23 protein-coding genes are annotated in these 18422 nt (G+C 72.1%); 11 read left to right on the forward strand and 12 right to left on the reverse strand.

All coding sequences use genetic code 11. The features are described 5' to 3' along the window. On the forward strand, positions 1-389 hold a 389-nt coding region (locus QZX64_RS13725; protein WP_295660880.1), incomplete at its 5' end, for a histidine phosphatase family protein. A 125-nt stretch (positions 390-514) separates the two neighbouring features. Here QZX64_RS13725 and QZX64_RS13730 read toward each other — a convergent pair. From QZX64_RS13730 to QZX64_RS13750, 5 genes are all read right to left on the reverse strand, one after another. Next, a complete protein-coding gene (locus tag QZX64_RS13730) occupies positions 515-1417 on the reverse strand; it encodes a hypothetical protein (protein ID WP_295660882.1) in 903 nt (300 codons plus the stop codon). Between the two features lie 300 nt (positions 1418-1717). Beyond that, entirely contained in the window at positions 1718-2713 is a 996-nt protein-coding gene (locus QZX64_RS13735; protein WP_295660883.1) for an inorganic phosphate transporter, read from the reverse strand. A gap of 3 nt (positions 2714-2716) precedes the next feature. Continuing rightward, positions 2717-3334 carry a DUF47 domain-containing protein gene (locus QZX64_RS13740; RefSeq protein WP_295660885.1) on the reverse strand — a complete coding sequence of 206 codons (618 nt, stop codon included), beginning with the start codon at positions 3332-3334 and terminating at the stop codon, positions 2717-2719. Positions 3335-3422: 88 nt separating this feature from the next. After that, a complete protein-coding gene (locus tag QZX64_RS13745) occupies positions 3423-5615 on the reverse strand; it encodes an RNA degradosome polyphosphate kinase (protein ID WP_295660887.1) in 2193 nt (730 codons plus the stop codon). A gap of 52 nt (positions 5616-5667) precedes the next feature. Beyond that, the gene (locus tag QZX64_RS13750; RefSeq protein WP_295660889.1) at positions 5668-6030 is read right to left on the reverse strand and encodes a DsrE family protein; all 363 of its coding nucleotides are present in this window, start codon (positions 6028-6030) and stop codon (positions 5668-5670) included. A gap of 22 nt (positions 6031-6052) precedes the next feature. Here QZX64_RS13750 and QZX64_RS13755 point away from each other — a divergent pair, with 22 nt between their 5' ends. The 3 genes from QZX64_RS13755 to QZX64_RS13765 are packed head-to-tail and all read left to right on the forward strand — an operon-like array spanning position 6053 to position 7912. Next, on the forward strand, positions 6053-6547 hold the full coding sequence (locus QZX64_RS13755) for an FABP family protein (RefSeq protein ID WP_295660892.1): 495 nt from the start codon (positions 6053-6055) through the stop codon (positions 6545-6547). Beyond that, positions 6547-6990, forward strand: coding sequence for a Fur family transcriptional regulator (locus tag QZX64_RS13760; protein ID WP_295660894.1), 444 nt, complete (start codon positions 6547-6549; stop codon positions 6988-6990). Before QZX64_RS13755 ends, QZX64_RS13760 begins: the two co-directional genes overlap by 1 nt. Then, positions 6983-7912, forward strand: coding sequence for a folate-binding protein YgfZ (locus QZX64_RS13765; RefSeq protein ID WP_295660896.1), 930 nt, complete (start codon positions 6983-6985; stop codon positions 7910-7912). The genes QZX64_RS13760 and QZX64_RS13765 overlap by 8 nt, the downstream gene beginning before the upstream one ends. On the opposite strand, the gene mshD is transcribed toward QZX64_RS13765, so the two are convergent. Beyond that, positions 7913-8725, reverse strand: coding sequence for a mycothiol synthase (gene mshD / locus QZX64_RS13770; RefSeq protein WP_295660898.1), 813 nt, complete (start codon positions 8723-8725; stop codon positions 7913-7915). A gap of 4 nt (positions 8726-8729) precedes the next feature. After that, positions 8730-9521, reverse strand: a complete 792-nt coding sequence (locus QZX64_RS13775; protein ID WP_295660900.1) for a response regulator transcription factor — start codon at positions 9519-9521, stop codon at positions 8730-8732. Positions 9522-9577: 56 nt separating this feature from the next. Between QZX64_RS13775 and QZX64_RS13780 the strand changes: the two genes are divergently transcribed. From QZX64_RS13780 to QZX64_RS13805, 6 genes are all read left to right on the forward strand, one after another. Beyond that, a complete protein-coding gene (locus QZX64_RS13780) occupies positions 9578-9883 on the forward strand; it encodes a MoaD/ThiS family protein (RefSeq protein WP_295660902.1) in 306 nt (101 codons plus the stop codon). Positions 9884-9936: 53 nt separating this feature from the next. After that, positions 9937-10383, forward strand: coding sequence for a thioredoxin family protein (locus QZX64_RS13785; RefSeq protein WP_295660904.1), 447 nt, complete (start codon positions 9937-9939; stop codon positions 10381-10383). Positions 10384-10639: 256 nt separating this feature from the next. After that, entirely contained in the window at positions 10640-11131 is a 492-nt protein-coding gene (locus QZX64_RS13790) for a DUF4395 domain-containing protein (RefSeq protein ID WP_295660906.1), read from the forward strand. 23 nt (positions 11132-11154) lie between these two features. After that, entirely contained in the window at positions 11155-12018 is an 864-nt protein-coding gene (locus tag QZX64_RS13795; protein ID WP_295660908.1) for a sulfurtransferase, read from the forward strand. Further along, the gene (locus tag QZX64_RS13800; RefSeq protein WP_295660910.1) at positions 12018-12314 is read left to right on the forward strand and encodes a DUF1416 domain-containing protein; all 297 of its coding nucleotides are present in this window, start codon (positions 12018-12020) and stop codon (positions 12312-12314) included. Before QZX64_RS13795 ends, QZX64_RS13800 begins: the two co-directional genes overlap by 1 nt. Before the next feature lie 64 nt (positions 12315-12378). Then, positions 12379-12645, forward strand: coding sequence for an acylphosphatase (locus tag QZX64_RS13805; RefSeq protein ID WP_295660912.1), 267 nt, complete (start codon positions 12379-12381; stop codon positions 12643-12645). Between the two features lie 3 nt (positions 12646-12648). On the opposite strand, the gene dtd is transcribed toward QZX64_RS13805, so the two are convergent. Continuing rightward, positions 12649-13071: a D-aminoacyl-tRNA deacylase gene (gene dtd / locus QZX64_RS13810; RefSeq protein WP_295660914.1), complete on the reverse strand. Its 423-nt coding sequence runs from the start codon at positions 13069-13071 to the stop codon at positions 12649-12651. A 43-nt stretch (positions 13072-13114) separates the two neighbouring features. Here dtd and QZX64_RS13815 point away from each other — a divergent pair, with 43 nt between their 5' ends. Then, complete coding sequence (locus QZX64_RS13815) at positions 13115-13963, forward strand: 3-keto-5-aminohexanoate cleavage protein (RefSeq protein ID WP_295660917.1); 849 nt, start codon at positions 13115-13117, stop codon at positions 13961-13963. A 104-nt stretch (positions 13964-14067) separates the two neighbouring features. Here the strand turns inward: QZX64_RS13815 and cysN are convergent, their stop codons facing one another. The 4 genes from cysN to cysC form a co-directional block, all read right to left on the reverse strand. Beyond that, entirely contained in the window at positions 14068-15339 is a 1272-nt protein-coding gene (gene cysN, locus QZX64_RS13820; protein WP_295660919.1) for a sulfate adenylyltransferase subunit CysN, read from the reverse strand. Further along, positions 15339-16253 carry a sulfate adenylyltransferase subunit CysD gene (cysD, locus tag QZX64_RS13825; RefSeq protein ID WP_295660921.1) on the reverse strand — a complete coding sequence of 305 codons (915 nt, stop codon included), beginning with the start codon at positions 16251-16253 and terminating at the stop codon, positions 15339-15341. The genes cysN and cysD overlap by 1 nt, the downstream gene beginning before the upstream one ends. 273 nt (positions 16254-16526) lie before the next feature. After that, a complete protein-coding gene (locus tag QZX64_RS13830) occupies positions 16527-17537 on the reverse strand; it encodes a sulfite exporter TauE/SafE family protein (RefSeq protein WP_295660923.1) in 1011 nt (336 codons plus the stop codon). After that, on the reverse strand, positions 17537-18422 hold an 886-nt coding region (gene cysC / locus QZX64_RS13835), incomplete at its 5' end, for an adenylyl-sulfate kinase (protein ID WP_295660925.1). The genes cysC and QZX64_RS13830, both read right to left, overlap by 1 nt.

Consider the following 18422-nt stretch of genomic DNA (forward strand, 5'->3'; position numbering starts at 1 on the left):
ACCGGCTGCGGCCGCTGGTCCAGGCGGGTGGCCACCAGGCGGAGCGACTGGTGCCGGTGCTGGCCGCATGGGACCTCTCGGTGCTGGTGAGCAGCAGCAGCACGCGCTGCGTGCAGACCGCCACGCCGTACGCCGCGGCGACGGGGCGGCGGCTCGACCTGCGCGACGTGCTCAGCGAGGAGGACGCCACCCCGGACGGCGTCCGGACGGTCGTCGACGAGCTGCTCCACGTGCGGGGCGGGTCGCTCGTGTGCACCCACCGACCGGTCCTCCCGGCCGTGTGGGACGCCCTGGGCGTCGAGGAGGTGCGGCTGCCCCCGGCCGGCATGCTCGTCGTCCACCACCGCAAGGGGCGGATCGTCGCGACGGAGCAGCAGGCGCTCGACTGAGGGGGCCGCGCCGCGGGGTCGCGCGGCGGAGGTGGGCGGTAGTTAGGCGCGAAACGGCTGCCCTGACCGGCATCGAGTAGCCATGTCGCGCCTGACTACCCCGCTGGAGGAGACGCAGCACCCCATCACCCGGCGCGGCGGTAGGTCAGCAGCCTGGCGCGATCGGCGTCTGAGAGCGCCCGGCGCGACTCGACCGACGTCGTCGAGGTCCACCACGGCGGGGCGGTGATGGTCCAGGCCCGGGTCGCCGCCGGCTCCCACCGCGCCCGTCGGCGCGCCTCGCGCAGACGTCGGACGGTGGCCTCGGAACGGCCGTCGCCCGCCATGACCGCGACGTGCTCGAGCCCGTGCGAGCGGAACGCCTCCTCGCGGTCGCGGTCGCGTCGGCGCTGACGCGCGTCGAGGTGGACCGGACCGTCGTACTCGACGGCCACCCCGGCCTCGTGGTCGAGCAGGTCCGGAGTCCCGATGAGCCGGCCGGAGGGGTCGAAGACGGGCTGGTTGCACAGCGGCGGTGGGAACCCGGCGTCGAGGACCCACACGAGCCGCAGCCACGTCTCCATCGGCGACCACGAGCTCTCGCTCGCCAGGGCGCATGCCTGTCTGGCCAGCGCGACGCCGGTGCGGGGTCCGGCGGATCCGGTGAAGGCGCGGACCTCCTCCACGGTCACCAGGTCGTCGTACGCCGCCATGTCGAGGACGATGACGGCGGCGACCAGCGAGGTGGCGTAGCGCATCGCGAAGTGCACGGACCGCACTGCCGTCGTGATGGGCAGACCGTCGACCTCGGCGCGGTGAGCCGGTTGGAGCCAGCTCTCCTTCGTCAGCGCGACGCTCGCCCTGCGGCGCACGGTCTTGGCGCCGGTGACGGGCACCGGGAGTGGGTCGCCCGCGGCAGTCAGACCGTGGAACCAGCTCCCGCCCAGCCACCTCAGTGCCGCCCAGCCGGTGATCAGGGCGTCGGGAGAGGCCGGAAGTGCCTCCACGATGCGCTGCTCGACGAGGTCGCCCCTGACGTGGGCTGGCACGTAGAGGCCGTGGGACGTACGTCGGTAGCCGGGGCCTCGCGCCTGCCCGCGCGTGGGGCCCAGTTGACCGGTCGGGTCGATCGGCACGGGGCGGACCAGGTGCGGTCGTCGGGGGTGGAAGGGCAGCGCGTGAGGGGCCATGGGTCGACCCTGGAGCCGACCGCCCCTCCGGCGTTCGCGCCGGCTGACGGCCTGGTAGTCAGGCGCGGAACGGCTGTCCTGTGGACGGTTCGGCGACCATTTCGCGCCTAACTACCGCCCCGCCGGACGCCCGGGAGGACGCCCCACCAGAGAACCGGATCAGGGGAGGAAGACCTGCGCCACGGCGTAGCAGAGGGCGGCGACCAGCCCGGCCATCGGGAAGGTCAGGACCCAGGCGGTGAGGATCGAGCGAGCGACACCCCAGCGCACGGCCGAGAAGCGCTTGGTCGCCCCGACGCCCATCACCGCGGAGGTGATGGTGTGGGTCGTGGAGATCGGCGCCTCCCAGACGTACGCCGTGGTGTAGAGCACCGAGGCGGCGACCGACTCGGCGGCGAAGCCGCGAGGCGGGTCGAGGTGGATGATCCGGCGGCCGAGGGTGCGCATGATGCGCCAGCCGCCCGACCAGGTGCCCAGCGAGATGGCGGTGGCGGCCGCGATGATCACCCACAGGGGGAGGCCGTCGGACTCGGCGACGTACCCGCCGGTCAGGAGCGCCAGGAAGATCACGCCCATCGTCTTCTGGGCGTCCTGCAGGCCGTGGCCCAGCGCCATCGCGGCGGCCGAGACGGTCTGGGCGATCCGGAAGCCGCGGTTGGCGCGGCCGGGGTTGACGCCGCGGAAGATCCACATGACCGCCAGCATGGCCGCGAAGCCGAGCGCGAACGCCGCCAGCGGGGACAGGATCATCGGGATGACGACCTTGTCGATCACCGTGCTCCAGTGCACGATCGTGCCGGAGGCGATCGCCGAGCCGACGAGTCCGCCGATGAGGGCGTGCGAGGACGACGACGGCAGGCCGTAGTACCAGGTGATCATGTTCCACGTGATCGCGCCGAGCAGCCCGGCCATCACGATGGTCAGCCCGTGCGTCCCCGTCGGTGGCGAGATGGTGTCGGAGACCGTCTGGGCGACCTTCTGGCCCAGGAAGGCGCCGACGAAGTTCATGACGGCGGCCATCGCCAGCGCCACCCGCGGCGTCAGCGCCCGCGTCGACACCGAGGTGGCGATCGCGTTGGCGGCGTCGTGGAAGCCGTTGGTGTAGTCGAAGACGAGGGCGACGACGACGACCGCGATGATGATCGCGAGTTCCACCGGTCAGGACTCCTTGACCGCGATCTGCTCCACCGTGTTGGCGACCTTCTCGAACGCATCGATCGCACCCTCGAGCGAGGTGACGATGTCCTTGAGCTTGAGCACCTCGATGGCCTTGTAGTCGCCGCTGAAGAGGTTGGCCAGGATCCGGCGGAAGCTCTTGTCGCCGGCGTTCTCGAGGCGGTTGATCTCGATCCAGTACTCCTCGAGGTCCTGCATCGACTTCAGTCGCGGCATGGCCTCGGCGGTCAGCTCGGCGCAGCGCTGGATGACCTCGACCTGGTTGGACAGCTCGGCGGGCAGCACCTTGACCTCGTACAGCAGGATCAGGTCGACGGCCTCGTCCATCATGTCCATGATGTCGTCGAGGCCGGAGGCGAGGGAGTAGATGTCCTCGCGGTCGAACGGGGTGACGAAGGTGCTGTTGACCCGCTTGACGATGGCGTGGGTGGTCTCGTCGGCGTCGTGCTCGGCCGCGCGCATCCGGGTGGCGATCTCCTCGCGCTCCTCGCCGTCGGCGAGCATCTGGGCCAGCAGTCCCGCCCCGGTGACGAGGTGGTTGGCGAGGTCGGTGAACAGGTCGTAGAACGACCCGTCGGCAGGGCGGAACTTCAAACGCACGGGGGACTCCTGATGAGGAGGACTTGAACGCGACACATGCTAGGGGGTTGCCCGCGCCGCAGCACAAGCGAGGAGCAGGGCCCGGAGGTCAGCGGCGGCGGCGCTGACGCTCGATCAAGGCCCCGTGGAGATGCACGTCACCGTCGTTGCGGTGCCACACGCCCTCGGAGTCGAGGTCCCACGCCACGGTGGTGGGGTCGAAGGCGAGGTCCAGCAGCGACGCGATCCGGTGGACGTCGGTGTCGGGCAGCCGCACCAGCACCTCGACCCGCCGGTCGAGGTTGCGGTGCATCATGTCGGCGGAGCCGATCCACGCGGTCGGCTGGCCGCCGTTCTCGAACCAGAAGACACGGCTGTGCTCGAGGAAGCGCCCCAGCACCGAGCGCACCTCCATGGTCTCCGACAGCCCGGGCACGCCGGGGCGCATGGCGCAGATCCCGCGCACCAGCAGCTGCACGGGCACGCCGGCCTGGGAGGCGAGGTAGAGCGCGTCGATGACCGCCTCGTCGACGACCGAGTTGGCCTTGAGCCGGATCCGGGCCGGCCGGCCCGCCTGGTGGTGGGCGATCTCCTGCCGGATCTGCTCGACCAGGCCCCCGCGCACGTTGTCGGGCGCCACGAGCAGGGTGTGGTAGGTGGCGTTGCGGCTGATGCCGGAGAGGTTGTTGAACAGGTGTGCGACGTCCTCGCCGATCACCTCGTCGGCGGTCAGCAGCCCGAGGTCCTCGTAGACGCGGGCGGTCTTGGGGTTGTAGTTGCCGGTGCCGATGTGGGTGTATCGCCGGATGCCCTCGGGCTCGTCGCGCACCACCAGGGAGAGCTTGCAGTGGGTCTTGAGGCCGACGAGGCCGTAGACCACGTGGCAGCCGGCGTGCTCGAGCTTGCGGGCCCACCGGATGTTGTTGGTCTCGTCGAAGCGGGCCTTGATCTCGACGATCACCAGCACCTGCTTGCCCGACTCGGCGGCGTCGACGAGGGCGTCGATGATGGGGGAGTCGCCGGAGGTGCGGTAGAGCGTCTGCTTGATCGCGAGCACGTGCGGGTCGGCGGCCGCCTGCTCCAGGAACCGCTGCACCGAGGTCGCGAACGAGTCGTAGGGGTGCTGCAGCAGCACGTTGTGCTTGCGGACCGCCTCGAAGACGTCGACCGGTGAGGAGCTCTCGACCTCGGCGAGGAACGGGTGGGTCGAGGGCACGAAGGCGGGGTACTGCAGGTCCTCGCGCGGCAGGTCGGCGATGCCGTGCAGCCCGCGCAGGTCCAGGGGCCCGGCCAGCCTGAACACCTCGTCCTCGGCGACGCCGAGCTCGGAGACGAGCAGGTCGAGCACCTTGCGGTCGATCGACTCCTCGACCTCGAGGCGCACCGGCGGCCCGAACTTGCGGCGCAGCAGCTCCTTCTCGAGCGCCTTGAGCAGGTTCTCGGCGTCGTCCTCCTCGACCTCGAGGTCCTCGTTGCGGGTGACCCGGAAGGTGTGCGCCGCGAGGACCTCCATGCCGGGGAACAGCCGCTTGAGGTGCTCGCCCATCACGTCCTCGAGCGGCACGAACCGCTGGTTGCCCAGGGGCACGAACCGCTTGAAGATCGGCGGCACCTTCACCCGGGCGAAGTGCTCGGTGCCGGTCTGGGGGTTGCGCACCAGCACGGCGAGGTTGAGCGAGAGGCCGGAGATGTAGGGGAAGGGGTGCGCCGGGTCGACCGCCAGCGGGGTCAGCACCGGGAAGATGCGCTCCTTGAAGAGCCGCTTGCAGTGCTTCTGCTCCTCGCGGTCGAGCTGGTCCCACCGCAGCAGCTCGACGCCCTGCTCGCGCAGCTCCGGCAGCAGGTGGTCGTTGAACACCAGTGCCTGTCGCTGCATCAGCTCGCGGGTGGTCGTCCAGATCGTCTCGAGCACCTCGCGCGGCAGCATGCCCGACGCCGCCCGCACGGCGACGCCGGCGGCGATCCGGCGCTTGAGACCCGCCACGCGCACCATGAAGAACTCGTCGAGGTTGCTGCTGAAGATCGCCAGGAAGCGCGCCCGCTCGAGCAGGGGCAGCGTGGCGTCCTCGGCGAGCTCCAGCACCCGCTGGTTGAAGCGCAGCCACGACAGCTCGCGGTCCAGGAACCGGTCGTCGTACTTCTCGACGGCGGCGATCTGGGCGGCGTCGGGGACGTACGGCGGCTCCACGTCGAAGGTGTCGTGGGGGTGCGCCAGCGGGTCGAGCTGGGCCGGGCCCTCGTCGCTGACGGCGCTCACGGTCGCGGGCAGCGTGCTCTGGCGGGCGGTCTGCGACGTGGGCATGGGACGAGTCTGGCGCACCCGGGTGAACAACCGAAGCCGGGCCGAGGCCTTCTCAGTAGACGAGCGCCTGCACGTCGGGCGCCAGGACCTCCTCGGCGAACGACGCCGCACCCGCGATGGTGACCCCGTCCACGAGGTCGGCCTCGACCAGGCCGCGGCGGGCCGCGCACTGCCCGCACACCGTCACCCGGCCGCCGGCCAGGACGGCGTCGCGCAGCTGGTCGAGCGGGGTGGCGAGGTCGAGGTGGAACTCCTCGGCCCGGCCGGGGACGCCGAACCAGGTGGCGTCGCCGGTGAGCCACAGCGAGACCGGCGCCCCGGCGGCGACGGCGGAGGCGGCGACGGTGAACGCCTGGTTGCAGCGCTCGGGCGACTCGGCGCCGCAGGTGACCTTGACGACCAGGGAGCGTGGCATGGCTCCACACTAAAGTGTCCCCATGCCGTTCGAGCTCCCCGACAACCTCCACCCCAACTGCGGCCCCGTCGCCTGGCTGCTGGGCACCTGGCGCGGCAACGGACGCGGCGACTACCCGACGATCGAGGCGTTCGAGTACCGCCAGGAGCTGATCTTCACCCACGACGGGCGTCCCTTCTTCCACTACATGGCGCGGGCCGAGCTGATCGACGAGCACGGCGAGAAGGTCCGCGACGGCGCCATCGAGACCGGCTTCCTGCGCTGCCCGGAGCCGGGCCGGGTCGAGCTGCTGCTGACCCACCACACCGGCTTCGTCGAGATCTACTACGGCGAGGCGGAGGGCGGGAAGCTCGACCTGACCACCGACGCGGTCGTCCGCACCGCCACCGCCAAGGAGTACGCCGGCGCCAAGCGCCTCTACGGCAACGTCGAGGGCGACCTGCTCTACGCCGTCGACATGGCCGCGATGGGCGAGCAGCTCCAGTCGCACCTGTGGGCGCGGCTCAAGCGGGCGTGATGGCCGAGGACCTGGCGGACCGGCTCAGGGGCAGTGGCTACCGGCTCACGGCCCAGCGGCAGCTGATCCTGCGAGCCGTCGAGGAGCTCGCGCACGCGACGCCCGACGAGGTGCTGGCGCACGTGCGCGACCAGGCGTCGGCGGTGAACGCCTCCACGGTCTACCGCACGCTGGAGGTCCTCGAGGAGCTCGGGCTGGTGCGGCACGCCCACCTGAGCGACCGGGCGCCGACGTACCACTCGACGTCGGGGCCGGCCCACTTCCACCTGGTGTGCAGGAATTGCCAGAGGGTCAGGTCCGTTGCACCAGGGGTGGCCGCCGCCCTCGTCGAGACGCTGCGCGCCGACCACGGCTTCGTGATCGACCTCGGCCACCTCACGGTGTTCGGCCACTGCGAGGCCTGCGCACCCACCGACCCCCCGGAGGAGCACTCCCATGGCTAGCCCGCTGCTCGACCTGCCCGGCGCGGTCGCCGGCGACGGCGTGGACGCCGCCGTCGCCGCGCACTACGGCTCCTTCAACGGCGAGCAGCGCACCCTGGTCGGTGGCGACGGCTTCGTCGACCTCTCGCACCGCGACGTGATCCGGGTCGCGGGTCCCGACCGCCTCACCTGGCTGCACTCGCTGACCACCCAGCACCTCACCGACCTCGCGCCGGGCACCTGGACCCAGACCCTGGTGCTGAGCCCGCAGGGCCACGTCGAGCACGCGCTCACCGGCGTCGACGACGGCGAGGCGTTCACCGCCCACCTCGAGCCGGGCGCCGGGGCGGCGGCGATCGGGTTCCTGGACCGGATGCGGTTCCTGATGCGCGTCGAGGTCACCGACGTCACCGACGAGCTGGCCGTCGCCTGGCGCAACGGCCGCTTCGACCTGGTCCCGCGCGAGCGGCTCACCGAGTACGCCGCCGCGGCAGGCCCGGCGTGCGGCCTGTGGGCCCACGAGGCGCTGCGCATCGAGCGCGGCGAGGTCCGCTACGGCATCGACACCGACCACCGCACGATCCCCAACGAGGTGGGCGCCATCCCGGTCGCCGTGCACCTGGACAAGGGCTGCTACCGCGGCCAGGAGACGGTCGCCCGGGTGCACACGCTCGGCCGCCCGCCGCGGCGGCTGACCCTGCTGCACCTCGACGGCTCGGAGAACCGGCTGCCGCCCGTCGGCGCCGAGGTCCGCCACGGCGACAAGGTCGTCGGCCGCGTCGGGTCGAGCGCCCGGCACCACGAGCTGGGCCCGATCGGCCTCGGCCTGGTCAAGCGCAACGTCCCCCTCGACGCGACGCTCGAGGTCGACGGCATGCCGGTGGCCCAGGAGGTCGTGGTCGACCCCGAGGTCGGCCTGCACGTGCGCCCCCGGCTGCGCTGACTACCGGGCGTACATGACGTGGGTGTCGGCGTCGGCGTGGGTGAAGCCGAGGCCGGAGTAGACGGCCAGGGCCGCCGCGTTGTCGGACTCGACGTAGAGCAGCACCGACGCGACGCCCAGGCCCGCGAGGTGCTCGAGGCCGGCCAGGGTGAGCGCCCTGCCGAGCCCGCGGCCCTGCGCGGACGGGTCGATGGCGACCACGTAGACCTCGCCGAGGCTCGCTGAGTGCTGCTTGGTCCAGTGGAAGCCGAGCACCCGCCCGCCGTCCACGGCGACCAGCAGGCCGGCGGGGTCGAACCACGGCTCGGCCATCCGGGTGGCGAGGCCGGCGGCGTCCATCGAGCCCTGCTCCGGATGGTGTGCGAAGGCGGCGGCGTTGACCCGGACGACCTCCTCGGCGTCCTCGTCGCGGTAGCCCCGGACCACGATGCCCGGCAGGTCGCGCGCTGCCGGCAGGGCGAGCGCGGTCGGGCGGCGCATCACCCACAGGTCGCGCACGCGGGCGAAGCCGTGCCGGGCGGCGAGCGCCGCTGCCGCGGGGTGCCCGCCGTGCGACCACGCCCGGAGCGGACCGTCGTGGCCGGCCAGCGCCCGGGCGGCGAGCCGGCCCCCGAGCCCCGCGCCGCGGCGTACGGGATCGACGACGACCGCGAGCTCGCCGTCACGGAGCAGGGTGAAGCCACCGTCCTCGACGTGGGCGACCACGTCCGCCGGCCGGTGGCGCAGCGCGAGCCAGGACGCCTCGTCGAGCGGCTCGGCGCCGTCGGCGGCAGCCGCTGCGGCGGAGACGGCGGTGACCCGGTCGAGGTCCACGACGTCAGGCGCCGGAGCGGTGAGGCTCGGGCACGTCCGCGGGCTCGCCGGTGTCCCTACCGGTGTCCCTGCCGGTGTCCCTGCCGGTGTCCCTGCCGGTGTCCCCGCCGGTGTCCTGGCGGGGGAGCACGAACCGGTAGCCGACGTTGCGCACGGTGCCGATGAGCGTCTCGTTCTCGGGCCCGAGCTTGGCCCGGAGGCGCCGCACGTGGACGTCGACGGTGCGGGTGCCGCCGAAGTAGTCGTAGCCCCAGACCTCCTGGAGCAGCTGCTGGCGGGAGAAGACGCGGCCGGGGTGCTGGGCGAGGTACTTGAGCAGCTCGAACTCCTTGAACGTCAGGTCCAGCGACCGCCCGCTCACCTTCGCGGTGTACGACGCGTCGTCGACGACGACCTCGCCCGTGCGGATCACGTGCGACTCGGGGTCGTCGGCCTCGCGCTGGGCGCGCAGGCGCCCCACGGCCAGCTTGATCCGGGCCTCCAGCTCGGCGGGTCCACAGGTGTGCAGCACCACGTCGTCCATGCCCCAGTCGTGCAGCACGACGGCGAGGCCGCCCTCGGTGACGACGAGGAGGACCGGCACGTCGGTGCCGGTGGTGCGGATCAGCCGGCAGAGGTCGCGGGCCGAGGCCAGCTCCTGGCGCCCGTCGACCAGCAGCAGGTCGGCGTCCGGGGCGTCGAGCAGGGCGCTGCCCTCGGCGGGGAGGATGCGCACCTGGTGGCCCAGCAGGCCGAGCGCCGGCAGCACCTCGGCCGAGGGCTGCAGCGCGCTCGTGAGGAGCAGCAGCGTGCTCATGGCAGCTCCTCCCGACGCAGCGGCCGATGTGGACGGATAGGGAAGGATATCGAGTCATGGGCACCACTCCACGAGGTTCGTCGGCTCCTGAGACCAGCCGCACGGTCACCGTCCACTACTGGGCGGCGGCGCGGGCGGCCGCCGGGGCGGAGTCCGACACCTTCGAGGTCGACGGGCCGGTGTCCCTGGCCGAGGTGCTTGCGCGGGTGCTCGCCGCCCGTCCCGGGCCGGACCTGGCACGCGTCCTGGGCGTCTGCTCGGTCCTCGTCGGGGAGCGACCGGCGGGCTCCCGCGAGCCCGCCGACGTGGTCGTCGAGCCCGGGGAGACGGTCGAGCTCCTGCCTCCCTTCGCCGGCGGCTGATCGACACCGCGCGCACCCGGAATGCCCGGGCCCGCCCGGTCGTTGTGCCTCTCATGACGACCGGTGCGTGGGTGCTCGTGGCCGCCGTGACGCTGTCGGCGGTGTTCGGGGGCTGGCGTCTGCGCGTCGACGGACGCTTCCGCGGGGCCCCGGTGGCCGAGGCACCCGAGACGCCCGAGGAGGAGCCCGCGCCCAGCCTCCTCGCCCGGACGCCGTACGACGACCGGCTGGGGGAGCGGGCGACGCTGCTGCAGTTCTCCAGCGCGTTCTGCGCGCCCTGCCGCACGACCCGGGTGGTGCTCGCCGACATCGCCGGCGTGGTGCCCGGCGTCGCCCACGTCGAGGTGGACGCCGAGCAGCACCTCGACCTGGTGCGCCGCGTCGGGATCACCCGCACCCCCACCACGCTGGTGCTCGACCGCGCGGGCCACGAGGTGACCCGGGCCGCCGGGGCGCCGACGCGCCAGCAGGTGCTGACAGCGCTGGCGGGGACGGCGTGACCAAGATGCGGACACACCATCCATGATCCGAGACGTCCGCTGGGTGGGGCGTGGCGGCTCGCCTACTGTTCTTCCCATGTCCTCGACCATGCTGACCCGCCGCCGCGCAGTGGACCACTGCCGCATGCGGTCGTCGCTGTGTCTGTCCTGACGGGCGCGCTGCTCCTACCACTCTCCTGACCAGTCACCGGCTGGCGACCGGGTGGCCGCGCGCGCTCGAGCCGTCCGCCCGCCCCAGGACCTCAGGAAGACACCCATGACCCAGCAAGCGCTCAGTCCGGCCCCGGCCGGCGGCACGGCCACCGCGGCCGGGATCGACCCCCGCGGCCCGCGCGTCTCCGCAGCGTTGACGGCGCTCGTGCTCGCGGCCGTCCTCCTCCTGGCGCCGGGTCCGCTCGCCACCCTGCTGGTCGGGGTGCAGGCGGTGGTCTTCGGGCTCGGGGCGGCCCTCGGCGTGCAGCACGCGCCGTACGCGCTGCTCTTCCGCTCCGTCGTCCGGCCTCGACTGGCGGCGCCCGACCACCTCGAGGACCCGCGACCCCCGCGCTTCGCCTCGGCGGTGGGGTTGGTCCTCGCCGTCGTCGCCCTCGTCTCGTTCCTCCTCGGCGCCACCACCGCCGGTCTCGTCGCGACCGGTCTCGCACTGGCCGCCGCCCTGCTCAACGCAGCCACGGGCCTCTGCCTCGGCTGCGAGCTGTACCTCCTCGGCGTGCGGGTCTCCTCCCGTCGCGCCACCGCCCACCCCTGAGCCGCAACCAGAAAGAGATCACCATGAGCCGCGAATCCGCACTCGTCTCCGCCCAGTGGGTGGAGGACCACCTCGAGACCGACGGCGTCGTCGTCGTCGAGGTCGACGAGGACACCACGTCCTACGACAAGGGCCACCTGCGTGGCGCCATCAAGCTCGACTGGACCACCGACCTGCAGGACCAGGTGCGTCGTGACTTCGTGAACAAGGAGCAGTTCGAGGCCCTGCTGTCCGAGCGGGGCATCGCCAACGACGACACCGTGGTGCTCTACGGCGGCAACAACAACTGGTTCGCCGCCTACGCCTACTGGTACTTCACGCTCTACGGCCACCAGTCCGTCAAGCTCATGGACGGCGGCCGCAAGAAGTGGGAGCTGGACTCCCGCGAGCTGACCGACGCCGTCCCCACCCGCGAGAGGACCTCCTACACCGCGCAGGAGCAGGACCACTCGATCCGCGCCTTCCGCGACGAGACCGTGGCGGCCATCGGCGTCAAGAACCTCATCGACGTCCGCAGCCCCGACGAGTACGCCGGCCGCCTGCTCGCCCCGGCCCACCTGCCGCAGGAGCAGGCCCAGCGCGCCGGCCACGTGCCCACCTCGCTGAACGTGCCGTGGAGCAAGAACTGCAACGACGACGGAACCTTCAAGTCCGACGAGGACCTCACGGCGCTGTACGCCGGGGTCGGCCTCGACGACACCAAGGAGACCATCGCGCTGTGCCGCATCGGTGAGCGCTCCTCGCTGACCTGGTTCGTGCTCAAGGAGCTCCTGGGCCACCAGAGCGTGAAGAACTACGACGGCTCCTGGACCGAGTACGGCTCCCTCGTCGGCGTCCCGGTCGCCCTCGGCGACGAGCCCGGCTCCGCCGACCAGGTGCGTGCCTGATGTGCGGCGCGACCGAGGGCGGGCTGTCGCTCGACGGCGTCAACGTCGCCAAGGAGGCGGTCATCCAGGGGCAGGTGACCCGCGACGGCGAGGCCGTCGGGTCGGCGTACGTCCGGCTGCTCGACCGCACCGGTGAGTTCACCGCCGAGGTGCCGACCTCGGCCACCGGCCACTTCCGGTTCTTCGCCGGCGAGGGCCAGTGGACGCTGCGCACCCTGGCGCCGAAGGCCGATCCCGTGGACACCCCCGTGAAGGCGGCCGTGGGCTCCGTCGCGGAGGTCGCGGTCGCCCTCTGACCCGCTCCGCCTCGAGGCCCCGCTCCCGGTCCGGGGGCCGGGGCCTCGTGCGTAGGCTGGGGCGGTGGAGCGTGCGAGGGTCGTGGTCCGTGGTCGCGTGCAGGGCGTGACGTTCCGCGCCTCCTGCGCCCAGGAGGCGCGCAGCCGCGGGGTCGCCGGCTGGGTGGCCAACCGGCCCGACGGGTCGGTGGAGGCGGTCTTCGAGGGCCCTCCCGACGACGTGGCGGCGATGGTCGCCTGGTGCCGCTCCGGCCCGCCGGCCGCCCGGGTCGAGGGGGTCGACGTGGTGGGCGAGGACGCGCAGGGCGAGCAGGGCTTCGAGGACCGCTGATCCTCAGCGCTCCAGCAGCACGGTGAACGGGCCGTCGTTGACGGACTCCACGCGCATGCCGGCACCGAAGCGGCCCTCCTCGACGCCGGCGCCCAGCCGTCGCAGCTCGGCGCAGAACGCGGCGTACACCGGCTCGCTCACCTCGCCGGGCGCCGCGGCCTGCCAGGTCGGGCGGCGACCCTTGCGGGCGTCGCCGTACAGCGTGAACTGGCTGACGACCAGGACCGGTGCGCCGGTGTCGGAGGCCGACCGCTCCTCGCGCAGGATGCGCAGGTCCCACACCTTGCGGGCCAGCCACGCCACCTCGTCGGCGCCGTCGTCGTGGGTGACGCCGAGGTAGACGAGCAGCCCCGCGCCGATCTCGCCCACCACCTCGTCCTCGACGGTGACCCGGGCCGAGAGGACCCGCTGGACGACGGCGCGCATGCCGACAGTCTGCCGGGGCGGCGGCTCTGACACGATGCTGCCCATGTCGCTGCCCCCGTCCGGCATCCCCGCCGACCGCCTTCTCGTCACCGTCGCGCCGACCGGCGCCGAGACCAGCAAGGCCGACTGCCCCCAGCTGCCCACCACCCTCGAGGAGCTGGTCGCCACCGCCGTCGAGTGCGAGGCGGCGGGCGCGGCGATGATCCACGTGCACATCCGCGACGACGAGCACGCCCCCACCCTCGACCTCGGGCGCCTGACGGAGACGGTGGCGGCGCTCAAGGAGAGCACGAGCCTGGTGGTGCAGCTCTCGACCGGCGGGTCCGTGCACGACCCGCTCGAGCAGCGGCTGAGGGTGCTCGACGCGCAGCCCGACTCGTGCAGCCTGACGATGGGCACCACCAACTTCGGCGACGACGTCTTCTCCAACCCCTGGCCCTTCGTGTGCGAGCTCTACCAGCTCACCCAGGAGCGCGGCGTCGTGCCGGAGTTCGAGCTGTTCGACCTCGGCCAGGTGCACGCGCTGACCCGGTTGCTCGCCACGTACGGCCTGCCCGCCGGCGGCAAGGTGCACTGCGACCTGGTGATGGGCGTGCCCGGCGGCATGAACGGCACCGCCGACGCCCTCGTCGCCTCCGTGCGCGACCTGCCTCCCGAGGTGACGTCGTGGTCGGCCACCGGCATCGGCCGCTCGACGCTGCCCGTGGCCCTCGCGGCGCTGTCGAAGGGCGGCCACCTCCGCGTCGGGATGGAGGACGTGCTCACCCTCAGCCGCGGCGTCCCCGTCGAGAGCAACCGCCAGCTGGTCGACCGGGCCGTCGAGCTCGGTCGTGTCGTCCAGCGCACGCCGATGACGCCCGACGAGGCGCGCACGCTCCTCGGGATCGGCTGAGGTACACGATCAGCTGAGGTCCACGATCGGCTGGTGGCTGCCGCCCCCGCCGGACGCACGACGGCCCGGCAGACCAGGGTCTGCCGGGCCGTCGTGGTGTCGGGTCAGGAAGCGGAGTTGATCATCCCGGCACCGACGGTCACGCCGGTCGCCTCGTCGATGAGGATGAACGAGCCCGTGGTGCGGTTCTGCGCGTACGGGTCGCACAGCAGCGGCACCGTGGTGCGCAGCTGCACGCGGCCGATCTCGTTGAGGCCGATCTCCTTGGTGTCCTGGTCGCGGTGGAGCGTGTTGACGTCCAGGCGGTACTGCACGTCCTTGACCAGGGCACGGGCGGTGCGGGTGGTGTGCTTGATGGCGAGCTTCTGGCGCGGGCGCAGCGGCTCGTTGGTCATCCAGCACACCATCGCGTCGATGTCCTGACTCGGCGCCGGTGCGTTCTTGATCCGGGCGATCATGTCGCCGCGCGAGACGTCCACGTCGTCCTCGAGCCGCACGGTGACCGACATCGGCGGGAAGGCCTGGTCGATCTCCTTGTCGAAGAGGTCGATGCCCTGCACCCGCGACGTCATCCCCGACGGCAGCACGACGACCTCGTCGCCGGCCTTGATGACGCCGCCGGCGACCTGGCCCGCGTAGCCGCGGTAGTCGTGGTAGGCGTCGGACTTGGGCCGCACGACGTACTGCACGGGGAAGCGGACGTCGACGAGGTCACGGTCGGAGGCCACGTGCACGTGCTCGAGGTGGTGCATGAGCGTCGGGCCGGCGTACCACGGCATGTGCTCGGAGCGGTTGACCACGTTGTCGCCCTGGAGCGCCGAGATCGGGATGACCACGAGGTCGGGGATGTTGAGCTTGGTGGCGAACTGCGTGAACTCGGTGTGGATCTTCTCGTAGGTCTCCTCGGAGAAGTCGACGAGGTCCATCTTGTTGACCGCGAGCACCAGGTGCGGGACCCGCAGCAGCGAGAGGATCACCGCGTGCCGGCGGGACTGCTCGGTGAGGCCCTGGCGGGCGTCGACGAGCACCAGGCCGAGGTCGGCGGTGGAGGCGCCGGTGACCATGTTGCGCGTGTACTGCACGTGGCCGGGGGTGTCGGCGATGATGAACTTGCGGGTCGGCGTCGCGAAGTAGCGGTAGGCCACGTCGATCGTGATGCCCTGCTCGCGCTCCGAGCGCAGGCCGTCGGTCAGCAGCGCGAGGTCGGTGTAGTCGTAGCCCTTGGACTTGCTGGTCGACTCGACCGACTCGAGCTGGTCCTCGAAGATCGACTTGGAGTCGAGCAGCAGGCGCCCGATGAGGGTGGACTTGCCGTCGTCGACCGAGCCGGCGGTCGCGAAGCGGAGCAGGTCCATCTGGGTGCTCTCGTCAGCCATCAGAAGTAGCCTTCCTTCTTGCGGTCTTCCATGGCCGCCTCGGAGAACCGGTCGTCGCCGCGGGTCGCGCCGCGCTCGGTGACCCGGGCGATCGCGATCTCGTCGATGATCTCGGCCGTGGTCCCGGCGGCGCTCTCGACGCAGCCGGTGAGGGTCATGTCGCCGACGGTGCGGAAGCGCACGGTCCGGCTCTGGATCGTCTCGCTGCCTCGGGGCTGCACAGCCTCGGAGGCCGAGAGCAGCATGCCGTCGCGCTCGATCACGTCGCGCTGGTGGGAGAAGTAGATCGAGGGGATCTCGACCTGCTCCCGGTCGATGTAGTGCCAGATGTCGAGCTCGGTCCAGTTGGACAGCGGGAAGATCCGCATGTGCTCACCCTCGTGGATGCGGCCGTTGTAGAGGCTCCACAGCTCGGGGCGCTGCATCTTGGGGTCCCACTGCCCGAACTCGTCGCGGTGGGAGTAGACGCGCTCCTTGGCGCGGGCCTTCTCCTCGTCGCGGCGGCCGCCACCGAAGGCGGCGGTGAAGCCGTTCACCTCGATGGCGTTGAGCAGGCTGCCGATCTGCATGCGGTTGCGGCTGGTCTTCCCGTCGTCGACGATCACGCCGCTGGCGATGTCGTCGTCGACCGAGGCGACGACGAGGCGGACGCCGAGCCGGTTGACCCAGGAGTCGCGGCACGCGAGCACCTCGGGGAAGTCGAAGCCGTTGTCCACCTGGAGCACCGGGAACGGGATCCTGGACGGGTGGAACGCCTTCTCCGCCAGGCGGAGCATCACGATGGAGTCCTTGCCGCCGGAGAACATCAGGACGGGCTTCTCGAACTCCGCGGCGACCTCACGGAAGATGTGGATCGACTCCGCCTCGAGCTGGTCGAGCTGGCTCAGCCGGTAGTCGGCGTGCGTTTGGGTCATGACTGACGGGGGACCTCTCGTCGGAATGGCAGGCCACATGCTAACCGTGACTGCAGGTGGGCGGTGAAACGGCGCCCGGCGGTGGTCTAGGCGCGCCGGACCGGCTGGTCGCGATGACCTCAGCACCTGTGCCCGGTCTCGGGACCAGCATGCCTGCGGATGCCGGTTCGTCGCTGCCGATCACGGGCACGGGTAGCCGTGGACCAGCCCACCTCGCTCCCGGTCGTCCCTGCCCGGCACGGCGCCCCCGCGACCCGGAACCGCGGGAGCCTCTCAGCGTCCGGAGCGCCTCATCCCCATCGACCGCGAGCGGTGTGCCGGGGCCTCGAGCTCCGCCACGGTCGGGGAGCCGAACATCGGGAGCCCGGTCGAACGGCGGACGAGGCCCCACACCAGCGGCACCAGCACCAGGGTCGCGACGCCGACGCCGGCCACCAGCAGGGGCGAGGTCTCGTCCTCGCCGGCGCCCAGCGGTGCCCACCCGGCCTTGTCGAGCAGCGCCACGCCGCTCATCGTCAGCACGACCACGATGCCGCGGCGGATGTAGGACTGCGGCACGCGCGGTGCGATCTTGCTGCCCAGGATGGTGCCGGGCACCGAGCCGATGATGAGCGGGATGGTGACGCCCCAGTCGAGGCCGTGCAGCGCGATGTTGGAGATCGCGGCGGCGAGCACCAGCGGCACCGCCTGCACCAGGTCGGTGCCGACGAGCTTCACCGCCGACAGGCCGGGGTAGAGCATCAGCAGCGCGATCATGATGACGGAGCCGGAGCCGACGCTGGTGACGCCGACGAGCAGGCCGCCGAGCGCGCCGACCGCGAGGGTGGCCAGGGGGCGGATGGTCGGGTCGTCGTCGACGGTGTGGGTGCCGCTGCGCACGCGCCGCAGGTTGATGTAGAGCCGCAGCGCATAGGTGAGCGCGGCGAAGAGCAGGGCGAAGCCGATGCACAGCTTCAGGAGCCGGTCGAGCTCATCGGGCGACTCGGTGACCCACGAGACGAGGTAGGGCCCCAGGAGGGCCATCGGCACCGAGCCCAGGACCAGCCACTTGGCCAGGGCCAGGTTGGGCGAGCCCTCCCGCTTGTGCACCAGGGCACCGCCGGTCTTGTAGACCGCGGCGGCCGTGAGGTCGGCGGTCACCACCGTGGCGGTCTCGCCGACCCCGAGGAAGATGAGCGCGGGGGTCATCAGGGCACCGCCGCCCATGCCGGTCAGGCCGACCACGACGCCGACGAAGAAGCCGGCGGCGATGATCGCCAGGAAGGTGGTGGTGAGCCAGTCCATCAGGCGTCCTCGGGCGTCGTGGGGAGGTCGAGGTGTCCGCCGCCCCGCAGGGCGTGGAGCACGTCGTCGAGCGCGTCGTCGATGCTGCGCCCGGTCGTGTCGACGCGGACGGCGGCGTCCTCCGGCTCCTCGTAGGGGGAGGAGATGCCGGTGAACTCCGGGATCTGGCCGGCTCGCGCCTTGGCGTACAGGCCCTTGCGGTCGCGCCGCTCGCACTCCTGAAGCGGCGTGGCCACGTGCACCAGGAAGAAGGCGCCGCCGGCGTCCTCGACCATCTCGCGGACCTGCCGCCGGGTGTCGTCGAAGGGGGCGATCGGGCTGCACACCGCGACCCCGCCGTGGCGGGAGATCTCGGCGGCCACCCAGCCGATGCGGCGGATGTTGGTCTCGCGGTCGGCCTTGGAGAACGTCAGCCCGGCCGACAGGTTGCGGCGTACGACGTCGCCGTCGAGGCTGGTGAGGGTGCGCTCGCCCTGCTCGAGCACCCGGTCGATGAGGGCCTGCGCGAGCGTCGACTTGCCGCTGCCCGAGAGGCCGGTGAAGAAGACGACGAGTCCCTGCTCGCCCGGCTCGGGACGGTCGTGGGCCACCACGGCTGCCACCTCCGCCGGCCACGCGTCGTCGGGGTGCGGCTCGTGCAGGGCGTGCACGGGGTCGCCCGCGGCGTAGTTCCGCACCACCCGGATGCCCAGCTCGTGGTCGACGGCGGCGTCGCCGTGGCTGGCCAGCGGCACCACGACGACGTGGGCGTCGGGCAGCTCCCGGGCGGCGGCCAGGGTCGCGCGCACCAGGCCGGCGGGCGAGAGGCCGGAGGTCCCGTGACCGGCGAAGGCGAGCAGCACCACGCGCCCGGCCTCCGCGAGGGCGGCGAGCTGGCCGTTCGTC

It is taken from the genome of uncultured Nocardioides sp. (assembly GCF_902805925.1).
Taxonomy (GTDB): Bacteria; Actinomycetota; Actinomycetes; order Propionibacteriales; family Nocardioidaceae; genus Nocardioides.